6 protein-coding genes are annotated in these 23,868 nt (G+C 76.5%); all 6 read left to right on the forward strand.

From position 1 onward, the window contains the following. Positions 1–290 precede the first annotated feature (290 nt). From RMN56_RS02100 to RMN56_RS02125, 6 genes are read left to right on the forward strand one after another with little or no spacing between them, the layout of a single operon-like run. Complete coding sequence (locus tag RMN56_RS02100; protein WP_313722164.1) at positions 291–12,116, forward strand: non-ribosomal peptide synthetase/type I polyketide synthase; 11,826 nt, start codon at positions 291–293, stop codon at positions 12,114–12,116. Then, positions 12,113–15,292, forward strand: a complete 3,180-nt coding sequence (locus RMN56_RS02105) for a non-ribosomal peptide synthetase (protein ID WP_313722165.1) — start codon at positions 12,113–12,115, stop codon at positions 15,290–15,292. The genes RMN56_RS02100 and RMN56_RS02105 overlap by 4 nt, the downstream gene beginning before the upstream one ends. After that, positions 15,285–16,358, forward strand: a complete 1,074-nt coding sequence (locus RMN56_RS02110) for a TauD/TfdA family dioxygenase (protein ID WP_313722166.1) — start codon at positions 15,285–15,287, stop codon at positions 16,356–16,358. The genes RMN56_RS02105 and RMN56_RS02110 overlap by 8 nt, the downstream gene beginning before the upstream one ends. Further along, positions 16,355–17,371, forward strand: coding sequence for a TauD/TfdA family dioxygenase (locus RMN56_RS02115; protein WP_313722167.1), 1,017 nt, complete (start codon positions 16,355–16,357; stop codon positions 17,369–17,371). Before RMN56_RS02110 ends, RMN56_RS02115 begins: the two co-directional genes overlap by 4 nt. Beyond that, positions 17,368–22,650 (forward strand): non-ribosomal peptide synthetase, encoded by a 5,283-nt coding sequence (locus RMN56_RS02120; RefSeq protein WP_313722168.1) that lies wholly within the window; start codon positions 17,368–17,370, stop codon positions 22,648–22,650. Before RMN56_RS02115 ends, RMN56_RS02120 begins: the two co-directional genes overlap by 4 nt. Continuing rightward, complete coding sequence (locus RMN56_RS02125; protein WP_313722169.1) at positions 22,647–23,819, forward strand: trans-sulfuration enzyme family protein; 1,173 nt, start codon at positions 22,647–22,649, stop codon at positions 23,817–23,819. Before RMN56_RS02120 ends, RMN56_RS02125 begins: the two co-directional genes overlap by 4 nt. Positions 23,820–23,868 lie beyond the last annotated feature (49 nt).

Below are 23,868 nucleotides of genomic sequence, written 5' to 3' on the forward strand. Positions count from 1 at the left end.
GTCGGATTGTCAACAGTGGCGCCCGCAAGCCGCGACAGGGCCGGAGGCACCGCCCTCCGAGCCAGCCCGGGGAGGTCAAATCCCCTGGTACGGGCCGTGCCGCGCCGTCGCGGAGGCGACGTCGACGGGCCCGTGCAGTCGCCTAGGTTACCGCCGCCGAAAAAATAGACGAACGTGCGAGGCCGTCGGCCGAACGCATCGACGGCCGTCCGATCCGGGGATCCCGCCGAAGATCACGGCTGCCGATGATGTGGACAGGAAATTCCTATCGAGGGATCTGCACCTGTCTTATGAAAACACTGATCACAAGGGTCGAGGCCGGCAATTTTCTGGCCGATGCGGCCCCTGCTCCAGCCTCCGCCGCGCAACGCCAGATGTGGCAGCTGAGCCGCCTCGACCCGGGGACGACCACCTACCTCGTGCCGCTGGCGTACCGGCTGCACGGCCCCCTGGACGTGCCGGCTCTGTCGGCCACACTCGACGACCTGGTCGCCCGGCACGCCGCCCTGCGCACCACCCTCGCCCCGGCCGCGGACGGTACGCCCGGCGACGACGCCGCGGCGGTGCGCCTGGTCCAGGTGGTCCACGAGGCGCGTCCCGGGCTCCTGCGGGTGCACGACCTGAGCGGGCTGCCCACCTGGCAGCGCGACCAGGAGCTGCGGGCCCGGACGCACGCCGAGGCGCACAGCCCGATGGACCTGGAACGCGGCCCCGTGGTGCGCGCCCTCCTGCTGCGCTGCGCCCCGCAGGAGCACGTCCTGCTGCTGACGTTCCACCACGTCGCGGTCGACGAGTGGTCGCTGGGCATCCTCCACGACGAGTGGGAGCGGCTCTACGCCGCGCACCGCGCGGGGCGGCCGGCGCACCTCGACCCGGTCGACACCGACTGCCGCGACCACGCGGCCCGGCAACGGGACTGGCTGCACGGTCCGGAGGCGGCTGCCCAGCTCGACCACTGGCGCGAGCAGCTCACCGACGCGCCGGCCGTGCTGGAGCTGCCCACCCGCGGGCCGCGGCCCGCCGTGCCCTCCAGCGCGGGCGCCACCCTGTCCGTGCCGCTGGACGTCCCCGGCGAGACGCTCGCTGCGCTCTGCCGGCGGATGCGGGTCTCCCCGTACATGGTCATGCTGGCCGCGCTGCCCGTGCTGCTGGCCCGCTGGACGGGGCAGCGCGACATCGTGGTGGGCACGCCCGTGGCCAACCGGCGGCGGCCCGACACGCAACGGCTCGTCGGGCTGCTGCTGAACACCGTGGCCGTCCGGGCCCGGCTGGACGACAACCCGTCGTTCGAGACGCTGCTCGGGCGCGTGCGCACCGCCGCCCTGGACGGCCTGAGCCGGGAGGAGCTGCCCTTCGGGACCGTGCTGGAGGCGCTGCGCCCGCCCCGCCGGCCCGGCTTCACCCCGCTGTTCCAGGTGATGTTCGTCTACGGCCGCGAGGCGACGCCCCCGCGCCTGGACGACCTCGAGGTCACCCCGGTCGAGGTGCCGATCGACACCGCCAAGTTCGACCTCACCGTCTCGGTCCGGGAGAACGTCGACGGCCTGCGCACCGCGCTGGAGTACCGCACCGAGCTGTTCGACCGCGACGCCATGGCCCGCCTCGCCGGGCACTTCCAGACGCTGCTGCGGTCGCTGCTGGCCGACCCGGGCGCGCCGGTCGGCGCGGCCGCCATGCTCACCCCGGACGAGCTCCGGCAGCTCGTCGGCGAGTGGAACCGCACCGCCACCCCCGCCGAGCCCGACGAGCTGGTCCACCTGCTGATCGAACGGCAGGCGCGGGAGACGCCGACCGCCGTGGCGGTGACCGACGGCGACGCGGCGCTGAGCTACCAGGAGCTGCACGCCCGGGCCGAGGCGCTGGCCGAGACGTTGCGCGGGCGGGGCGTCGGCATCGGCAGCCTGGTAGGGGTGCTCCTGCCCCGCGCCGTCCCGTTCGCGGTGGCGGTCCTCGCCGTGCTGCGGACCGGCGCGGCCTACGTACCCATGGATCCGGCCAACCCGCCGGCCCGGCTGCGGCACCTCATCGCGGACGCCGCCGCCCCGGTCGTGCTCACCTGCGCCGAGCTGGCGCACCTGGTGCCCGACGGCACGGCGCTGCCGGTGCCGGGTCCCGACACGCCGGTCCCGGCCACCGAACCGGCTCGGGCTGCCGGCCCGCGGCGGCGTGCCCGCCGCCCCCGGCAGCCGTCGGCGGACGACCTGGCGTACGTCATCCACACCTCCGGCTCCACCGGCCGCCCCAAGGGCGTCATGGTCACCCACCGCGGCGTCTGCAACTACGTGCGCTGGGCGGCCCAGGCCTACCGGCTGCGGCCCGGCGACGTCGTCCCGCTGCACTCGTCGATCGGGTTCGACCTGACCGTGACGAGCCTGCTGGTCCCTCTGGTCAGCGGGGCCACCGTGCGGATGATCGGCGAGCACCTCGGCCCCGAGGCGCTGGGCGAGGCGCTGCGCGAGCAGCGGACGCCGTTCGGGCTCGTCAAGATCACTCCGGCGCAGCTCGACCTGGTCCGCCACCAGCTCCGCCCCGCCGAGCTGGCCGGCCGCACCCGGTGCTTCGTGATCGGCGGCGAGAACCTGCGCGCCGACCAGGTGGCGCCGTGGCGGGCCCACGCGCCCGGCACCGCGCTGGTCAACGAGTACGGGCCGACGGAGACCGTGGTCGGCTGCGCCGCGTACGAGGTCGACCCGACCTCGCCGGACGACGGCTCCGTCCCCATCGGCCGGCCGATCGCCAACACCCGGTTGTACGTGCTCGACGGGTGGCAGAACCCGGTCCCGGCGGGCGCGGTCGGCGAGCTGTACGTCGGCGGGACCGGTGTGGCCCGGGGTTACCTGCACCAGCCGGGGTTGACGGCCGAGCGGTTCGTCCCGGATCCGTTCTCGGCCGTCCCCGGCGCGCGGCTCTACCGCACCGGCGACCTCGTCCGCCTGCGCCCCGACGGGCACCTCGAGTACCTCGGCCGCACCGACCGCCAGGTCAAGCTGCGCGGCTACCGGGTGGAGTGCGGCGAGGTCGAGGCGGCCGTCCGGCGCTGCCGGCCGGACCTCGACGTGACGGTGCACCTGCGCCGGGACGACCCCGACGACCCGCGGCTCGTCGCGTACCTCGCGGGCGCGGCGGAGGCCGACGTCGCGGACCTCCGGGCGGCGCTCGCCGCCGACCTGCCGTCCTACCTGGTGCCCTCCGCGTTCGTCCGGCTCGACGCGTTGCCGCTGACCGGCAACGGCAAGGTGGACGTCGACGCGCTGCCCGCGCCCGGCCGCGCGGCGGACGTGCCCCGGCCGCGGCCCGCGCCCGAGCCCGTGGCCCCGGAACCGCCAGCGCCGGCGTCCGCGCCCGGCCCGGCCCGGTGGGACGCGACCCGGGTACGCCTGGAGCGGCTCGTCGTGGACGTGTGGCGCGACGTCCTCGGCGTCGACCGGATCGGGCCGCGGGACAGCTTCTTCGACCTCGGCGGCCACTCGATGCGGCTGCTGGCCGTCCTCGAACGGCTGCGCGACCGGCTCGGCGACGTCGTCACGGTCACCGACCTGTTCCGGCACCCCACGGTCGACGCGCTGGCCACGTTCCTCACCACCGCCACCACCGGGGCGACCGCGCCGGCCGTCGCGCCGGCCCGGATCGTCCGGCCCCGCGCCGGCGCGACCGCGGACACCGGGCAGCCGACCGGCCTGGTCGCGGTCGTCGGCATGGCCTGCCGCTTCCCCGGCGCCCGGACCGTCGACGAGTACTGGCACAACATCCGCACCGGGGTGGAGTCGGTCCGGGAGTTCAGCGTCGAGGAGATGCTCGCCGACGGGGCCGACCCCGGCCGGCTGGACGACCCGGCGTACGTGCGGGCCGGGACCTGGCTGCCCGGGATCGACGAGTTCGACGCCGCCTTCTTCGGAATCACGCCCCGGGAGGCGCAGACCCTCGACCCCCAGCACCGGCTGCTGCTGGAGTGCGCCTGGCACGCGCTGGAGCACGCCGGTCACGACCCGTCCGGCCACCCGGGCCGGATCGGCCTCTTCGCCGGGTCGGGCCGCAGCAGCTACCTGCTCGACCACCTCAGCAGCCACCCGGAGCTGGCCGGCGCCGTCGGCGAGCACCAGCTCTCCATCGGCAACGACAAGGACTTCCTGCTCAGCCGGGTCGCCTACAAGCTCGACCTCACCGGCCCGGCCGTCACGGTCGCCACGGCCTGCTCGACCTCGCTGGTGGCCGTGCACCTCGGCCGGCAGAGCCTGCTGACCGGCGAGTCCGACCTGGTCCTGGCCGGCGGGGTCAGCATCTTCCCGGCGCAGCGCCGGGGCTACCTCTACCACGACGGCGGGATCTACTCCCCCGACGGGCACTGCCGCCCGTTCAGCGCCGACGCGCGCGGCAGCATCGAGTCCAGCGGGGTCGGCATCGTCGCGCTGAAGCGGCTGGAGGACGCGGTCGCGGACGGCGACACGGTCTACGCGGTGATCCGCGGTTCCGCGATCAACAACGACGGGGCCCGCCGCACCGGCTACACGGCGCCGGGCGTCGCGGGTCAGGTCGAGGTGGTCAGCAGCGCGCTGGCCACGGCCGGCGTGGACCCCCGCTCGGTGAGCTACGTCGAGGCGCACGGGACGGGCACCAGCCTCGGCGACCCCATCGAGGTGGCCGCGCTCACCGAGGCGTTCCGGCGCGGCACCGACGAGCGCGGCTTCTGCGCCCTCGGCTCGGTCAAGGCCAACATCGGGCACACCGACGCCGCCGCCGGTGTGGCCGGTCTCATCAAGACGGTCATGGCCCTGTGGAGCCGTACGCTGCCGCCGACGATCAACGTGAGCCGGCCCAACCCGGCGATCGACTTCGCGGGCAGCCCGTTCTACCTCACCGACAGCGCCCGCCCGTGGGTCGCCGACGGCCCGCGCCGGGCCGGGGTCAGCTCGTTCGGAATGGGCGGCACCAACGCGCACGTGGTGCTGGAGGAGCCGCCGGCCACACCGGTGCGGGCGACCGCCGCGCCGGCCGCGGGGCCGCACCTGCTGGTCGTGTCGGCGCGCACCGGCGAGGCGCTGGACGGGCAGGCCCGCCAGCTCCGCGACTGGCTCGCCGGGCGTCCCGACGTGGACCTCGCCGACGTCGCGGCCAACCTGGGTCGCCGCCAGCCCATGACCCACCGGCGGTTCCTCGTCGCGGCGGACCGGGCCGACGCGCTGGCCGCCCTCGACGCGCCGGAGCGCCAGTTCAGCGGCGTCCACCCCGGCGGCCGGCGCCCGCTGGTGTTCGCGTTCCCCGGGCACGGCGCGCAGCACGTGGCGATGGGCGCGGGCCTGCACCGCGCCGAGCCGACCTACCGGGCCGTGGTGGACGAGTGCGCCGAGCTGGTCCGCGACGACCTGGGGCTGGACCTGCGTACGCTGCTCTGCCCGGCGCCGGACGGCCACGCGGAGGCCGAGCGGCTGCTCGCCCGGCCCCGGCTCGTCCAGCCCGCGCTCTTCGTGAGCGAGTACGCGCTCGCCCGGTCGCTGCTCGCCCGGGGCGTGACCCCGGACCTCATGATGGGGCACAGCCTCGGCGAGTACGTCGCCGCCTGCCTGGCCGGCGTCTTCTCCCTGCCCGACGCGCTGCGCCTGGTCTGCGCCCGCGGCGCCCTGGTCGAGCGGACCCCGGCCGGGGCGATGCTCGCCGTGAGCCTGCCCGAGGCCGCGGTGGCCGAGCTGCTGGACGACCGGGTGTCGCTGGCCGCCGTCAACGCCCCGGAGCTGTGCGTGCTCTCCGGCGACCCCGAGGCCATCGGGGCGCTGCGGGAGCGGCTGACCGGCGACGGGGTCGACTGCCGGCCGCTGCGGGTCGCCCGCGGCTACCACTCCGCCCTGCTCGACCCGGTGCTGGACGAGTTCGCCGACCACGCCACCCGGGTCACCCTCCACGAGCCCGAGCGCCCCTACCTGAGCAACCTGACCGGCGGCCCGGTCAGCCCCGGGCAGGTCACCGACCCGGCGTACTGGGTGCGGCACATGCGCGAGCCGGTGCGGTTCGCCGAGTCGGCCGCGCTCCTCGCCGAGCAGGACGTGGTCCTCGCGGAGCTGGGCCCCGGGCACGCCCTCGGCGGCCTGACCCGGCTGGCCGGCCTGCGACCGGGCCAGGCCGTCGCGGCGATGCGGCATCCGCGCTCCGACGCCGACGACCTCAGCACGCTGCTCGACGCCGTGGGCCGGCTGTGGCTGGCCGGCGCATCGGTCGACTGGGCCCGGTTCCACGGGGGCGGGCGCCGCCGGCTGGCCCTGCCCGGCTACCCGTTCGAGCGGCAGCGGTACTGGGTGGACGCCGCCCCGCGCACCGGCGCGGCGGCCCTCCCCGCTGCCACCGCGCCGGAGGCGCCGGCCGCCCCCGAGCCCGTCGACGCCGGCAACCGGCCGACCCTGAGCACCGCCTACGTGGCGCCGGGCACGCCGACGCAGGAGCGCGTGGCGGAGATCTGGTCCGAGCTGCTCGGCATCCGGCCGATCGGGGCGCACGACAACTTCTTCGAGCTGGGCGGGCACTCGCTGCTCGCCACCCAGGTCGTGGTGCGGCTGCGGGCCCGGCTGGGCGTGGCGCTGCCGCTGGAGACGGTCTTCGCGCAGCCGACCGTCGCCGGGATCGCGGCGGCGCTGCCGGCGACCGTCGACGCACCGGCCGCGCCGGCCGCGGTCGAGCCGGCCCCCGCCGCGCCGGCCGAGCCGACCATCCCCCGCGCCGACCCCGGCGCCGGACCGGCGCCGCTCTCCTCCGGCCAGCACCGGCTCTGGTTCCTCGACCAGGCGTACGCGCAGAACGCGTACACGGTCAGCACGGCGCTGCTGCTCGACGGCGACCTCGACCTCGACGCGCTGCGCGGGGCGCTGGCCGGCCTGGTCCGGCGGCACGAGTCGCTGCGTACCGTCTTCCCGCTCGGCCCCGACGGCGACCCGGTGCAGGAGGTACGGCCGGCCGGGCCGGTCGACCTGCCGGTGGTGACCGCGCCGGACGACGCGGACGACGCGGCGCCCCGCAGCATCGTGGAGTCGGCGGTCGCCGACGCGGTGCCCGGGTGGGTGCACGCGGCCCTCGCCGCCGACGTCCGGCGCCCGTTCGACCTGGCCGGCGGGCCGCTGTTCCGGGCCGTGCTGCTGCGGGTCGCCGCCGACCGGCACGTGCTCTCGCTGACCATGCACCACAACGTCTCCGACGGCTGGTCGCTCGGCATCATCGCGGGTGAACTCGCCACGCTCTACGACGCCGCCCGCGCGGGCCGCCCCGCGCCGCTGCCCGACCTGGCCGTCCAGTACGGCGACTACGCGCGCTGGCAGCGCGGCCGGCTGGCCGACCCGGACAGCGACGACCTGCGCTGGTGGCGCCGGCAGCTCGACGGGGTGGCGAACGTGCTGGAGGTGCCCACCGACCGGCCCCGGCCGCCGGTGCAGACCTTCGACGGCGCGGTCAGCACCCGGGTCCTGCCGCCGGAGGCCGCCGACGAGCTGCGCCGGTTCAGCCAGGCCCGGGGCGCCACCCTGGCCATGACCGTGCTGGCCGCGCTGAAGGCCCTGCTCTGGCGCTACACCGGCCAGCGGGACATCTGCGTCGGCACGCCGGTGGCCGGCCGGGTCCGCGCCGAACTCGAACCGATGGTCGGCTTCTTCGTCAACATGCTGCCGCTGCGCACCGTGCTCGACGGCGACTGGACCTTCGCGGAACTGCTCGGCGAGGTGCGGCGCACGGCCCTGGGCGCGTACGACCACCAGGAGGTGCCGTTCGAGCGGCTCGTGGACCTCGTCGACGCGCCCCGCGACCTCAGCCGGAACCCGCTGTTCCAGGTGATGTTCAACCTGCTCAACGTGCCCGAACAGCGGGACCTGGGCACGGCCGGCCTGCGGATGGTGCCGTTCGCCGTCGAGCCGGGCATCGCCCAGCAGGACCTGGCGCTGTACGCCTACGAGGTGGCCGAGGGGCTGCGGTTCCGGCTGGAGTACAACACCGCGCTGTACGACGCCGAGACCGCCGAGCGGATGATGGGGCACCTGGAGACGCTGCTCGCCGCGGCCGTCGCCGACCCCGGCGTCCGGCTGGCGGACCTGGCAGTGCTCACCCCCGCCGAGCGGGACCGGGTCGCCGCGTGGAACGACACCGCCACCGAGCCGGGCTGGGCGGTGCCGGGCCGGCCGACCCTGGTCGAGCTGATCGCCCACCAGGTCGCGACGCGGCCCGACCGGCCCGCCGTGACCTTCGGGTCCACCACGCTCCGCTACGCCGAGCTGAACGCCCGGGCGAACCGGCTCGCGCACCGGCTCCGCCGGGCCGGCGTCGGCCCGGACGTGACGGTGGCCGTCTGCCTGCACCGCTCGGCCGAACTGCCGGTCACCCTGCTCGGCGTGCTCAAGGCCGGCGGCGCGTACGTCCCGGTGGACCCGGACTACCCGGTCGAGCGGCAGCGGTATGTGCTGACCCACAGCGACGCCCGGGTGCTGGTCACCGAGGCGGGCCTGGCCGACCGGTTCGCCGGCTTCGCGGGCGAGGTGGTGTGCGGGGGCGCGGCGCTGGACGCCGAGCCGGACACCGACCCCGAGCCGTCGGCCGGGCCGGACGACGTCGCGTACGTCATCTACACGTCCGGCTCGACGGGCCGCCCGAAGGGTGTCCGGGTGAGCCACGCCGCCGTGGTGAACACCCTGGCCACCATGCGCGAACGGCCGGGCCTGACCGCCGACGGCACCATGCTCGCGATGGCGAGCTTCGCCTTCGACATGTCGGTGCCGGAGCTGTTCCTGCCCCTGGTGGTCGGCGCCCGGATGCTGCTGGTGGGCCGCGACGTCGCCTACGACGCGCCGCGGCTGGCCGAGCTGCTGCGGGCGGAGCGGGTCACCCTGGCCCAGGGCACGCCGGCGACCTGGCGGCTGCTCGTCGAGTCCGGCTGGACGGGCACCCCCGGCCTGACCGCCGTGTGCGGCGGCGAGGCGGTGTCCGCGCCGCTGGCCCGGCAGCTCGCCGAACGGGTGGAGGCGCTGTGGAACCTCTACGGCCCGACGGAGGCCGCCGTCTGGTGCGCCATGGACCGGATCGAGCCGGGCTTCACGCACCTCACCGTCGGCCGGCCGATCGGCAACATGCGCGTCCACGTGCTCGACGCGCGGCTCTCCCCCACGCCGGTCGGCGTGCTCGGTGAGCTGTACCTCGGCGGCGCCGGGCTGGCCCGCGACTACCACGGCGACCCGGCGCTGACCGCCCAGCGGTTCGTGCCGGACCCGGGCGGCGGCGGCCGGCTCTACCGCACCGGCGACCTGGGCCGGCGCCTGGCCGACGGCCGCATCGAGTTCGCCGGCCGCAGCGACTCGCAGGTCAAGGTGCGCGGGTTCCGCATCGAGCTGGGCGAGATCGAGGCGGTGCTGCGCCGCCACGAGTCGGTCCGCGACACCGCCGTGGTGGTCCGCGAGGACGGCGCCGAGAAGTCGATCGTGGCGTACCTGACGCTGGCCGGACCCGGTGGGGACGCCGACCCGGAGCAGTCGGAGGTCACCGCCGACTTCGACGTCGACCCGGCGCCGTGGCGGGCCTTCGCCCGCACCTACCTGCCGGACTACATGGTGCCGTCGGCGTTCGTGGTGCTCGACCGGATGCCCCTCAACGCCAACCGCAAGGTCGACCGGGCGGCGCTGCCCGCACCCCGCCGCGGGGGCGGCGCCGTCGGCGCCACCCCGCCGGACACCCCGCTGCGGAAGGCGCTGGCGCAGCGGTGGGCGGCGGTGCTCGGGTACGACAGCGTCGGCATCGACGACGACTTCTTCGACCTCGGCGGCGACTCGTTCAAGGCCATCAAGGCCCTGGCCGGCAGCGACCCGGCGATCAGCGTCCTCGACCTGTTCCGCCACCCGACGATCCGCGGCCTGACCGAGCACCTGGAGGCGACCGGAGGCTCCGTCGGGCGCCTGCTGCACGAGCTGACCCCGGCGCGGCCGGGCACGCCGACGACGCTGACGCTGGTCTGCGTACCGTTCGGCGGCGGCAGCGCCATCACCTTCCAACCCCTCGCCGACGCACTCCCGCCGGGCGTCGCGCTGTACGCGCTCGAACGCCCCGGCCACGACGTGAACCGCCCGGACGAGCCCCTGCTCGACCTGGACGAACTGGTGGACGGCTGCGTGGTCGAGGTGGTCGAGGGGATCACCGGCCCGGTGGCCGTGTACGGGCACTGCGTGGGCGGCGCCGAGGCGGTCGAGCTGGCCCGCCGGCTGGAGGCGGCCGGCGTCGAGGTGACCGGCTTGGTCATCGGCGCCCACTTCCCCGCCCCTCGGTTGCCCGGCCGGCTGTTCGGCTGGCTGCGGCGGTGGTTCCCGGTGGAGCGCTGGACGTCGAAGCGGCGCACGCTTGAGTCGCTGCGCGCCATGGGCTTCTTCACCGAGGTCTTCGACGAGAACGAGAAGGACTTCGTGATGCGCGTGGTCCTGGCCGACGCGGCGCGGGGCGAGGACTACTACACCGACGCCTACGCCGAGGGCCTGCCCCGGAAGCTGTCCGCGCCGCTGGTCAGCGTCGTGGGCAGCGGCGACCGCGCCACGGAGTTGTACCAGGAGCGGTACCTGGAGTGGGAGTTCTTCGCCGACCGGGTGTCGCTGGAGGTCATCGAGGGCGCCGGGCACTACTTCGCCAAGCACCAGCCCGCCGAGCTGGCGGACATCATCCTGGCGCACTGCGCCGCGCCTCCCGCGGAGCCGGCGGCCGAGCGCGAGCCCGCGCCCGCGCCCGAGCCGCCCCGCGAGGAGCCGGCGGCCCCGCGCCGCGCCATGCCCAGCCTGGCGGTGTTCTACCTGATCGCGATCGGCCAGCTCGTCTCGCTCATCGGCAGCGGGCTGACCGGCTTCGGCATGAGCCTCTGGGTCTACCAGCGGACCGGGTCGGTGTCGCTGTTCGCCACGGCCACGGTGCTGGCGCTGCTGCCCGCCGTGGTCCTCTCCCCCGTCGCCGGCGCGCTCGCCGACCGGTGGGACCGAAGACGGATCATGATCCTCGCGGACTGCCTGGCCGCCACCGGCACGGTGAGTCTCGCGCTGCTGCTCTGGCTGGGGCAGCTCCAGCTCTGGCACGTGTTCACGGCGATCACCGTCACGGCGGTGGCCACCGCCTTCCAGCAACCCGCCTACCTGGCGGCCGTCACGCAACTGGTGCCGAAGCGGTACTACGGGCGGGCCAACGGCATCGTCTCCCTCGCCACGGCGACCAGCACGGTGCTCGCGCCGCTGGTCGGTGGCGCGCTGGTGCTCGCGGTCGGGCTGCGCGGGATCGTCGTCATCGACCTGCTCACCTTCGCCGTCGCGGTGCTCGTCACCCTGTCGGTCCGCTTCCCGGACACGCTGTTCGTCAAGCGGGAGGAGCCGTTCCGGCGGGAGGTCCTGGGCGGCTGGCGGTTCATCGTCCGCCGGCACGGCCTGGTCGCCCTGGTCGTGCTGGTCGCGTCGCTGAACTACTTCTTCGCCATGGTCGAGGTCCTGGTCACCCCGCTGACCCTGTCCTTCGGCGACCCGGCGGTCCTCGGCCGGGTGCTCGCCGCGAGCGGCGTGGGCATGCTGGTCGGCTCGGTGCTCATGGGCGTGTGGGGCGGCACGGCCCGGCGGACCACCGGCATCCTGGCCAGCGTCGTGCTGCTGGGCGCCTCGCTACTCACCGTCGGGCTGCGCCCCAGCCCGCTGTTCCCGGCGGTCGGCCTGTTCGGCATGGGCCTGGCCACGGCGCTCGTGAACACGCACTGGCTGGCCATCGTGCAGGCCAAGGTGGGGCTCGAACTCCAGGGCCGGGTGCTGTCCATGGGGCAGATGCTGTCCTGGCTGATGGTGCCGGCCGGCTTCCTGAGCGCCGGCCCGCTCGCCGAGCACGTCTTCGCCCCGCTGGTGACCCCCGGCGGGCTGCTGGCCGGCGTCGTGGGCGCCGGGCCGGGGCGGGGCATGGCCCTCGCGGCGATCGTGGCCGGGCTCTGCGCACTCGGCCTGGCCGCCGTCGGCATCGCGTACCGGCCGATCCGCGACGTGGAGGACGAACTGCCCGACAACGACCCCGGCACGGTCATCCTCGCCGACAAGGACCGGCTCCAGGAGGAGGCCGACCGGCGGCTCGCGCTGCTCCGCAGCGGGGGGTCCCGCCGGTGAGCGCCCCCACCCGACCCGGCCCGACCCGCCGGAGCGCCGGCCGGCGCACGACCGGCGGCCCGGCCACCGTCGACTGTCTGCACCGGATGGTGGCCGCGCAGGCCGCCCGCACCCCGGACGCCGAGGCGGTCCGGCACGGCGACCACGCGCTGTCCTACCGGGAGCTGGACGAGGCGGCCAACCGGCTGGCCCGGGTGCTGCTGCGGCACGGGGTGACCCGGGAGGACCGGGTGGGCGTCTGCCTGCCGCGTACCCCCGAGCTGGTGGTCGCCCTGCTCGCCGTGCTCAAGGCCGGCACCGCCTACGTGCCGCTGGATCCGGCGTACCCGCCGGCCCGGGTGGCGTTCATGACCGCCGACTCCGGGGTGCGGCTGGTGCTGACCCGCGCCGACCTCGCCGGCCGCTTCCCCGACACGGCGGTCCCGGTCGACCGGCTCGACCCGGTGGGGGACGGCACCGACCCGGGGGTGCCGGCCACGCCGGCGGACCTGGCCTACGTCATCTACACCTCCGGCTCGACCGGGCGCCCCAAGGGCGTGGCCATCGAGCACCGCTCCGCCTCGGTGCTCATGCACTGGGTCCGGCAGACCTTCGACGACGCGGAACTGGGCGGCCTCCTCGCCGCCACCTCGGTCTGCTTCGACCTGTCGGTCTTCGAGATCTTCGGCCCGCTCTGCTGGGGCGGCCGGGTGCTGCTGGTCGACGACGTGCTGGCGCTCGCCGCGCCGGGCGCGGACCGGCTGCCGGTCACCCTGGTCAACACCGTGCCCTCCGCGATGGGAGAGCTGCTCACCGCGTCGGCCCTGCCGGCGAGCGTGCGGACGGTCTGCCTGGCCGGCGAGCCGCTGACCGCCGCGCTGGCCGCCCGGGTCTGGGCCCGCCCGCACGTCCGCCGGCTCTGCAACCTCTACGGCCCGTCGGAGGACACCACCTACTCGACCTGGGCGGAGGTGCCGCCGGACAGCGGGGAGCCGCCGATCGGCCGGCCGCTGCCGCAGACCCGCGCCTACGTCCTCGACCCGGACGGCCGGCCGGTCCCGCCCGGCGAGCCGGGCGAGCTGCACCTGGCCGGGGCGGGCCTGGCCCGGGGCTATCTCGACCGGCCGGAGGAGACCGCCGCCCGGTTCCGGCCCGACCCGTTCCGGCCCGGCGAGCGGATGTACCGCACCGGCGACCGGGTCCGGCTGCGGCCGGACGGGCAGCTCGCGTACCTGGGCCGGCTCGACGACCAGGTGAAGCTGCGGGGCTACCGGATCGAGCTGGGCGAGGTGGCGGCCCGCCTCGCCGCCCTGCCCGGCGTACGCGAGGCGACCGCCGCCGTGCGGCCCGGACCGAGCGGGGACCCGCTGCTGGTCGGCTACCTGGTGGGCGAGCGGCGCGACGACGTCCGGGCCCGGCTCGCCGAGGCGCTGCCCGCCCCGCTGGTCCCCGCGACCGTGGTCTGGCTCGACCGGCTGCCCACCCTGCCCAACGGCAAGGTGGACCGGGCGGCCCTGCCCGTACCCACCCTGGGCGACGGCACCGCTGCGCACACCACACTCGACGGCACGGCCGGGACGGTCGCCGCGGTCTGGCGGGAGCTGCTCGGGGTGCCGGTGACCGGTGCCGACGCCGACTTCCTCGCCCTCGGCGGCGACTCCCTGCTCGCCGTCCGCTGCGCCACCCGACTGGCCGCCGCCACCGGCCGGCCGGTCCGGCCGGCCGACCTCTTCGCCCACCCGACCGTCGCCGCGCTGGCCGCCCACCTCGACGGGCTGGCCGCCGACCCGGATCCGGTCGCCGAGCCGCCCGGTGTCGCGCCGGCCCGTCCCGCCCCGCTCTCCGCCGCGCAGGCCCGGCTCTGGTTCCTGCACCGGCTCGACCCGGCCGACACCTCGTACCTGCTGGCCTTCGCGGTCCGGTTCGGCACGCCGCTGGACCCGGACCGGCTGGCCCGCGCGGTGCGCCGGGTGGTGGACCGGCATCCGGCCCTGCGCACGGTCTTCCCGTCCGGACCCGACGGGCCGGTGCAGCACGCCCGCCCCGCCGCCCACGGCACGCCGGTCGTCGCGCCGGCCGACCCGGGCACACCGCTCGACGCCCGGCTGCGCCGGCTCGCCGCCGAGGCCACCCGGATGCCCATGGACCTGGCCACCGGTCCGCTGCTCCGCACCCACCTCGTGCCGGACGGTGCCGGCCGCGCGCTGGCGCTGCTGCTGGTCGTGCACCACATCGTCTGCGACGACTGGTCGTTCGGCGTGCTGGTGCGGGACCTGGCGCGGGCGTACGACACCGAGGGCGACCCCGCGGCGGCGCCCGCACCGCCGGCGGCCGGCCCGGCGACGTTCGCCCTGGCCCAGCGGGACTGGCTGGCCGGGCCGGCGGGGCGGCGGGCCGTCACCGAGGTGCTGGACGAGCTGCGCGGCGCACCGGACCTGCTCGACCTGCCCGCCACCCCACCCCGGCGCGGCTGGACCGCTCCGGCCCGGCCGGGTCCGCCGCCCGGCGACGGCCGGCCGGCCGGTGCCGCGCTGCGGACCACCGTGGACGCCGCCACCGCCGCAGCGGCCCGCGAGCTGGCCCGGGCCGGGCGGGCCAGCCTGCACATGGTCGGGCTGGCCGCGTTCGCCACCCTGCTCGGCGCCGCCACCGGCCGGCGTGACCTACTCGTCGGCGTCGCCTTCGCCGGCCGGACCAGCGTCGCCGCCGAGCAGAGCGTCGGCTGCCACGTCAACACGCTCCCGCTGCGGCTGCGGCCGGCGCCCGACCGCGGCTTCGCCGACCTGCTCGCCGAGGCCCGCCGGGTCACCCTGTTCGCCGCCGCCCACCAGGACGTCCCCTTCGACCTCCTGGTGCAGCGGCTGCGGCCCACCCGGCGGCCGCGGCGCAACCCGCTGGTCCAGGTCGCCTTCGGGGTGCAGAACGCCCCGCCGGCCCGGCACCGCGGCGCGGCCGGGGTCGAGTTCACCGGCATGGAACTCACCCCGGACACCGCCCGGCTCGACCTGACGCTCTGGCTCGACGAGCGGCGGGACGGGCTGGCGGCGCTCTGGACCTACCGCACCGACCTGTTCGACCACGACGGCGTGGCCGCGTGGCACCGCCGGTTCGGCGCGGTGCTGCGTACCGCCGCCGCCGACCCCCGGCGCAGTCTCGCCGACTGCGCCGACACCGCTGGGAGTGAGAGAGATGAGTGAGCAGAACCGGGTCGCGCGGACCATCCCCCGCCGCGGCCGCGAGCGGAACCTGGTGGACGTGCGCCCCGACTGGCCGGGCGGGCCGCTGCCGGCGCTGGTGCGCGCCAACGTGCCCGACGTCGACCTGACCGGCTGGCTGGCCGGCCACCGCGACGAGGTCGACGAGCTGGCCCGGCGCGCCGGAGCCGTGCTGTTCCGCGGCTTCGCCGTGGCCGGCGCCGACGACTTCCGCGCCGTCATGGCGGCCCTCTCCGGCGACGTGCTCTCCTACGGCGAACGTTCCTCACCGCGCAGCCAGGTTACCGAGGGGGTGTACACCTCCACCGAGCACCCGGCCGACCAGCCGATCGTGCTGCACAACGAGCAGTCGTACACGGTGAACTGGCCACTGCGGATCGTCTTCCACTGCGAGGTCGAGCCGGCCGCCGGCGGGCGCACCCCCCTCGCGGACAGCCGCCGGGTGCTGGCCCGCCTCCGCCCGGAGACGGTCGCCGGGTTCGAGCGGCGCGGGGTGCTCTACCGGCGCAACTACCTGCCCGGCATCAGCCTCTCCTGGCAGACCGCGTTCCAGACCGAGCGGCGCGAGGAGGTCGAGGCGTACTGCGCCCGGGCGCTCATCGACGTGGAGTGGGTGGGCGACCGGCAGCTGCGGACCCGGCAGGTCCGGCCGGCGGTGCGCCGGCACCCGGTCACCGGGGAGCGGACCTGGTTCAACCACGCGCTGTTCTTCCACGTCACCTCGCTGCCCGACGACGTCAGCGCCGGCCTGCGGGCCGCCCTCGGCGAGGAGGACCTGCCCTACCAGACCGCGTACGGGGACGGCACACCCATCCCCGACGACGTGCTGGCCGAGCTGCGGGCCGCGTACGCCGCGGAGACCCGCTCCTTCGCCTGGCAGCGCGGCGACGTGCTGCTGGTGGAGAACATGCTGGCCGCGCACGCCCGGGATCCGTTCACCCCGCCCCGGCGCATCCTCACCGCGATGTCCGACCCGGTCGCCGCACCCGAGCTGGCCGAGGCGCTGCGGGCCGGCACCGTGGCCGCCCCGGCGGGAGGCCCGGCATGAGCGGGCCGGCGCCCCGGCGGCGCTCCACCGGCACGGTCACCGCACCGGTGACCCGGCGGGTGCTCGTGGACGAGGAGTTCGTGCTGCTCGTCGAGGCCGCCGTGCCCGACCTCGACCTGGCCGGCTGGCTCGCCGGCCGCCGCGACGAGCTGCTGGCCGACCTGGACCGCCACGGCGCGGTGTTCTTCCGCGGCTTCGAGGTACGCACCCCCGACGACTTCAGCCTGGCCGCCCGGGCGGTCAGCCCGGACCTGCTCGGCTACCTGGAGCGGGCCGCGCCCCGGCACGAGGTCGCCGACCGGGTGTTCACCTCCACGGAGTTCAACGCCGAGCAGTGGATCCCGCTGCACCACGAGATGTCGTACTCGCACAACTGGCCGACGCACCTCTACTTCTGGTGCGCGCAGCCGGCCACGGGCAGCGGCGGCGCCACCCCGCTGGCCAGCGAGCGGGTCATCACGCCGCTGATCCCGGCCGACGTGCGGGAGCCGTTCCTCCGCGCCGGCGTGAGCTACGTGCGCAACTACGGCCCGCACCTGGACCTGCCCTGGCAGGAGGCGTTCCAGACCAGCGACCGGGCGGAGGTGGAGGCGTACTGCGCCGCCTCGGCGACCGAGTTCACCTGGCTGGGCTCCGACGGGCTGCGGACCCGGGCCCGCCGGCAGGCGGTGGCCACGCACCCGCGTACCGGGGAGACGGTCTGGTTCAACCACGCCCACCTGTTCCACGTCTCCAACATGCCGGCCGAGGTGTCCGGCGCGCTACTGCGCGAGTACGGCCCGGACGGGCTGCCCCGCAACGCCTACTACGGCGACGGCGAGCCGATCCCCGACGAGGTGGTCACCGGCATCCGCGAGCTGTACCGGCAGCACGCCGTCTCGGTGCCCTGGCAGCGCGGCGACGTGCTGGTGGTGGACAACTTCCTGGCCACCCACGGCCGGGAACCCTTCCGCGGCGACCGGCAGATCCTGGTCGCCATGTCCGACCTCTACGTGAACCGGAGTGTGGTGTGAACGGATACCGTCTGTCGCCGATCCAGCGCCTGGCCTGGGCCGGCAAGCAGGACCTGGTCCGGGCGCGGGTCCGGCTCGACCGGCCGCTGGACCGGGCCCGGTTGCAGGCCGCCGTCGACACGGTGGTGGCCCGGCACGAGGCGCTGCGGCTCACCCTGGTGCACCACCCCGGGCTGCGGGTGCCGTTGCAGGACGTGGACGACGCCCGCGCCGTGACGGTCGGGGCGCAGGGCGACCTGTCGGTCACGCTGACCGACGACGCGCTGGAGGTGGCCGCCACCCCGCTGATCGCCGACCCGGCCAGCCTGCGGCTGCTCCTCGCCGACCTGGCGCGGGCCTACGCCGGCGAGGCGCTGCCGGAGGACCCGGAGGCGTTGCAGTTCCTGGACGTGGCCGAGTGGCAGCTGGAGGAGCGGGAGCAGGCCCCGGCCGCCGAGCCGGCCGCACCGGCCGCCCGGCTGGTCACCCCGCACGGCGACGACCCGAGCGCGGTCGTCACCGCCACGGTGCCCGCCACCGTGCTGGCCGACGCCGCGCGGGACGGGGGCGTCGCGCCGGGCACCGTGCTGCTGGCCGCCTGGGCCGTCGCCGTGTCCCGCCGGGCCGAGGCGCCGGACGGGGCCGACGAGGCGGACCTGGTGCTGGCCCGGTGGAGCGACGGCCGGCAGGCCGACGGCACCGCCGGGGTGGTGGGCCCGCTGGGCGGCTACGGCCCGCTGCGGCTGCCCCTGCCGCTGCCGGCCTCCGCCGCGGACCTGCTCACGCTGGTCGGTGCCGCCGAGGCCGCGGCCGACGAGACGTTCCACCTGGTCGACCCGGTGGACGAGCAGTCCGGTGCGGTCGCCGGCTTCGCGCTGCGCCCCGCCGTGGGTCCGTCCACCGTGGCCGGTCTCGGCGGGACCACGGTGACCGTCGCCGACCCGGCGTCGGCCACCGGCCCGCAACTCACCGCGCTGTCCGACGGCGACCTCGTCACCCTGCGGGTGGTCGGCGGGCAGTGGCTGCTCGACGCGCTGCTGGCGGTCCTGCGCACCCTGCCCGCCGCGCTCACCGGGGACGCCCCGCTGTCCCTGCTCGGCGACGCGGAGGCCGGCTGGCTGGCCGACGCGGCGGGGACCCCGTCCGAGGCGCCCGGCCGCACCCTCGTTGACCTTCTGGACGCGGGCCTGGCCGGGATGGCCGGGGACGCTCCGGCGGTGGTCGCCGCCGACGGCGCGTACACCGCCGGTGAGCTGCGCGACCGGGCCGCGCGGGTGGCCGGCGCCCTCGCGGCGCGCGGCCTGGCCGGCGTGCCGGTCGGGGTGCTCGCCGCCCGGTCCCGGGACACCGTGGTGGCCTTCCTCGGCGTGCTGCGGGCCGGGGCGGTGTTCGTGCCGCTGGACCCGGACGCCCCGCCGGCGCGCCTCGCCGCCCAGCTCCGGGCAGTCGGCGCGGAGGTCGTGATCGGCGCCGGCGGCCCGGCGACCGTGAGCGTCGCGGACCTGGTCGCGGCCGGCGGCCCGCCGCCGGCCACGGCGCCGGTCCCGGCCGACCCGGCCTACGTGATCTTCACGTCCGGCTCCACGGGGACGCCCCGCCCGGTGCGGGTGTCCCACCGCGCTGCGGCGCACCTCGCCGGCGCGCTGGAGCAGACGGTGTACGCGGGCAGCCGCCCCGGCCTGCGCGTCGCGGTCAACGCCCCGCTCACCTTCGACGCCTCGGTCAAGCAGCTCGTGCAGCTCGGCCACGGGCGCGGCCTCTACCTGGTGCCCGAGGAGGTCCGCCGGGACGGCGCGGCGCTGGCCGCCGCACTGGCCGACCAGCGCGTCGACGTGCTCGACCTGACCCCCGCCCAGCTGCGCATCCTGCTCGCCGGCGCCGGCGACACCCCGCTGCCCGGCCTGCTGCTGCTCGGCGGCGAGGCGGTCCCGCCGGACCTGTGGGAGGCGGTGGCGGCGCTGCCCGGCGTCCGCGCGGTCAACCTGTACGGCCCGACCGAGTGCACGGTGGACACCAGCGCCGCGGAGATCCGCGCCGGGGACGCCCCGAGCATCGGCCGGCCGCTGCCCGGCGTCGCGGTCTGGGTGCTCGACGAGCGGCTACGGCCGGTGCCGCCGGGCGTGGCCGGGGAGCTCTGCGTCAGCGGCCCGCAGCTCGCCGACGGGTACCTGGGCGACCCGGAGACCACGGCCCGGCGGTTCGTGGAGGTGGCCCTGCCGACCGGGCGCACCGCGCGGGTGTACCGGACCGGCGACCGGGTCCGCTTCGACGCCGGCCGGCGGCTGCGCTACCTGGGCCGCCTGGACGACCAGGTGAAGATCCACGGGTTCCGGGTGGAGCCGGGCGAGGTGGCGGCCGTCCTGCGCGGGCACCCCGAGGTCGCCGACGCCGCCGTGGTGGCCCGCGACGACGACGGGTACGGCGACCGCCTCGTCGCCTACGTCCGGCCCGGCGCCGGCCCGGCCCCGACCGTCGACGTCGACCGGATCGCCGGGGTCAACCCGCACGAGACCCGCTACCTGTACGACGAGATCTTCGTCCAGCAGGTCTACCTGCGCGACGGCATCGTGCTGCGGCCCGGGGCGACCGTGCTCGACGTGGGCGCGAACATCGGCATGTTCTCGCTCTTCGTCCACGCCGTCTGCCCGGACGCGACCATCCACGCGTTCGAGCCGGTGCCGTCGGTGGTCGACGTGCTGCGGCGCAACGTCGCCGAGTTCGGCGTGCCGGCCACGGTGCACGGGTTCGGGCTGTCCCGGGCGGCCGGGGAGGTCTCCTTCACCTACTACCCGGGCTACTCGATGATGTCCGGCCACGCCGCGTACGCCGACCCGGCCGCCGAGGTGGCGGTGATCAAGCGGTACCTGACCAACGAGCGGGACGCGGGCGCGGGCGAGCGGGACGTCCTGCTCGGCCGGGTCGACGAGCTGCTCGCCGAGCGCTTCGCCGGCCGGCGGCTCACCGTGCCGGTCCGGCCGCTCTCGGCCGTCCTGGACGAGCTCGCCCCGGAGCGGATCGACCTGCTGAAGATCGACGTGCAGCGGGCCGAGGCGGACGTGCTGGCCGGGCTGGAGGACCGGCACTGGCCGCTGATCGCGCAGGTCGCCATGGAGGTGCACGACGCGCCCGGCACCGACACCGCGGGCCGGCTGGCCGAGCTGGTCGCGATCTTCGAGGCGCGCGGCTTCACCGTGGTCACCCGGCAGGACGACCTGCTGGCCGGCACCGACCGGCACACCCTGCACGCCGTGCGCCCCGCGTACGCCGCCGACCCGCGCCCGCCCGTGGTCACACCGGCCGCGCCGGCGGCCGGCCCGCTGTCCGAGCGGCTGCCCGGCTGGCTGGCCGACCGGCTCCCCGCCCACCTGCTCCCGGCCGCCGTGGTGCTCCTCGACGAGCTGCCGCTGACCCGCAACGGCAAGCTCGACCGGGCGGCGCTGCCCGCGCCGCGCCTCGGCCGGCCCGGCGCCGGCGGGGGCGTCCCGCCCGCCAACCGGGCCGAGGAGATCCTGGTCGAGGCGTGGCGCGAGGTGCTCGGGGTGGCGGACTTCGGGGTGACCGACAGCTTCTTCGCCCTCGGCGGCGACTCGATCCGCAGCATCCAGATGCAGGTGGCGGCGCAGAAGCGCGGGCTGTCCTTCCAGCTCAACGACATCTTCACGCACCAGACGATCCGGGAGCTGGTCGCGCACGGGCAGCTCACCCTCGACGGCGTCGAGACGGCGCCCGGCGGGGCGGAGACCGGCCGCTTCGCCCTGGTGGCCGCCGCCGACCGGGAGCGGCTGCCGGACGGGCTCGCGGACGCGTACCCGATGACCGCCCTCCAGCAGGGCATGGTCTACCACGGCGAGCTGACCGGCGACCCGGCCATGTACCACAACGTCACGGCGCACCGGATCGCCGCGCCGCTGGACGCGGCGGCGCTGCGCCGCGCGCTGGCCGGGCTGGTGGCCGCCCACCCGGTGCTGCGGACCGGGTTCGCGCTGGGCGCGTACTCGGAGCCGTTGCAGCTCGTGCACGCAGACGTGCCGGTCGAGGTGCCGGTGACCGACCTGGCCGCCGCCGACCCGCAGGCCCGGCGGGCGCGGATCGACGACCTGATGGCCGAGGAGCGGGTACGCCCCTTCGACTGGACCCGCCCGCCGCTGCTGCGGCTGCACGCCGTGCGGGAGGACGCCGACGCGTTCACGCTGGTCGTCGCGGAGTACCACGGCATCCTCGACGGCTGGAGCCTGCACCGGTTCCTCACCGACCTGCTGGCCGCGTACGACGCCGAACGGGCCGGCCGGGCGCGCCCGGCCGACCCCGGCCTGCCGTTCCGGGAGTACGTGGCGGCCGAGCGGCGCGCCCTGGCCGACCCGGCCACCCGCCGGTTCTGGCTGGACGGCGCCGGCGCGGCGCGGCCGCTGCTGCTCGGCGGGGCGCAGCCCCGGACCACCACCACCCAGCGGGTGCCGCTGAAGGCGGGCACCACCGAGGTCGTCGCCGCGGCGGCCCGGGCCGCCGGGGTGCCGGTCAAGTCCTGGCTGCTCGCCGCCCACCTCCGACTGATCGGCGAGCTGGCCGGCCGGGACGACGTGGTCAGCGGCCTGGTGGTCGGGGGCCGGCCGGAGGGCGAGGGCAGCGACGCCACCCTCGGGCTGTTCCTCAACACCCTGCCGGTGAGCGTGGCGCTGGGCACCCGGTCGCCGGCCGAGCTGGCCGCCGAGGTGTGGCGGGCCGAGCGGGAGCTGATGGGGCACCACCGCTTCCCGCTCGCCGAGATCGTCCGCGCCGGCGGGGGCGTCCCCCGCTTCGACCACTTCTTCAACTGGACCCACTTCCCGCCCGGTCCGGCCGGCGGCGGCAGCCGCATCGCGGACAGCCGGGGCATCACCGTCGACGTGGCGTTCAGCCTCGCCGTCGACGCCGAACTGGACGCCGGGACCGGACGGCTGGCCCTCACCGTCCAGTACGACCACCGGCACGTGCCCGCGGAGCGGGTGGACGCGCTCGCCGACGGCTTCCGCCGGCTGCTCGCCGCCGATCCGGCCGCACCGCTGCCGCCCGTCGCCGACGCCGGGCCGGCCGGCGACGCGCGCGGCGAGTGGGCCGCCCGGGTGGCGGGGGCCTGGCGGGAGGTGCTCGGGACCGCGCCGCGCGACCCCGCCACCGACTTCCGGGCCGCCGGCGGGGACTCGCTGCGCGCCCTGCGGCTGGTCACCGTGCTGCGGCAGCGCCACGGCAGCGACCTCACGCTGCCCGAGTTCACGGCGCTCGGCAGCTACGGCGCGCTGGTGGACCGGGTGGCGCGCTCGTGACCGGTTTCAGCACGGCCGCCGTGCACGGCGACGACGGTCTGGTCCCCGGTGGGGCGGTGGCGCCGCCCATCGTGCAGAGCGCGACGTTCAGCGCCGAGTCCGACGAGCGGTTCACCGAGATCGCCACCGAGGCCCGGGGCAGCGCCTTCTACACCCGCTACGGCAACCCCAACCACGCGCAGGTGGCCGCCGTGGTGGCCGAGCTGGAGGGGGCGGAGACGGGCCTGGTCACCGCCTCCGGCATGGGCGCGATCAGCACGGTCGCCCTGGCACTGCTCTCGGCCGGCGACCACGTGGTGGTGCAGCGCAGCACGTACGGCGGCACCACCTCGCTCGCCACCGGCCTGCTGGCGCGCTTCGGGGTGTCCTGCACCCAGGTCGACCAGACCGACAGCGGAGCCTTCGAGCGGGCGCTGCGCCCGGAGACCCGCCTGGTGCTCGTCGAGACGCCGAGCAATCCGCTGCTGGAGCTGACCGACCTGGCGGCGGTGGTCGCCTCGGCCCACGCGGCGGGCGCGCTCGTGGTGGTCGACAACACCTTCGCCACGCCGGTCAACCAGCGCCCGCTGAGCGCCGGGGCGGACCTGGTCTGGCACAGCGGCACCAAGTTCCTCGGCGGTCACTCGGATCTGTCCGCCGGGGTGGTCGTCGGCCCGGCCGGGCTGGTCGAGCGGGTGTGGCGGACGGCGATCGTCACGGGCAGCACGCTCGGTCCGGTGGACGCGTGGCTGCTGCTGCGGGGCATCCGGACGCTGCCGCTGCGGGTGCAGCGGCACAACGACAACGCCCTCGCCCTGGCCCGGGCGCTGGAGGGGCACCCGGCGGTCGCCCGGGTCCGCTATCCGGGGCTGCCGTCGCACCCCCAGCACGATCTCGCGCGCCGGCAGATGACCGGGTTCGGCGGGGTGCTCGGTGTCGAGCTGGCGGCGGGCCGGGCGGGGGCGGCCGCCCTGCTGGCCGGGCTGGGGCTGGCGAAGCGCGCGGCCAGCCTGGGCAGCGTCAGCACGCTCGTGGTGCATCCCCGGTCGATGTGGGCGGGGATCGTGGACGCCGGGCAGCTCGCCGCCACCGGCATCGGGGAGGGGCTGGTCCGCGTCTCCGCCGGCATCGAGGACACCGCCGACCTGGTGGCCGACTTCCTGGCGGCGCTGGACGGGGCGCCGACCTGACGCGGGGCGGACGTCGGCGCATGGTCCGGGCCGCAACGGGAATCGGAGT

It is taken from the genome of Micromonospora halotolerans, from assembly GCF_032108445.1.
GTDB classification, from domain to species: Bacteria; Actinomycetota; Actinomycetes; order Mycobacteriales; family Micromonosporaceae; genus Micromonospora; species Micromonospora halotolerans.

Excerpts from the sequence above, each read along its gene's own strand:
- RMN56_RS02115 (WP_313722167.1), top strand. The coding sequence starts at position 16,355 with ATGAGCGGGCCGGCGCCCCGGCGGCGCTCCACCGGCACGGTCACCGCA.
- RMN56_RS02100 (WP_313722164.1), top strand. The coding sequence starts at position 291 with ATGAAAACACTGATCACAAGGGTCGAGGCCGGCAATTTTCTGGCCGAT.
- RMN56_RS02110 (WP_313722166.1), top strand. The coding sequence starts at position 15,285 with ATGAGTGAGCAGAACCGGGTCGCGCGGACCATCCCCCGCCGCGGCCGC.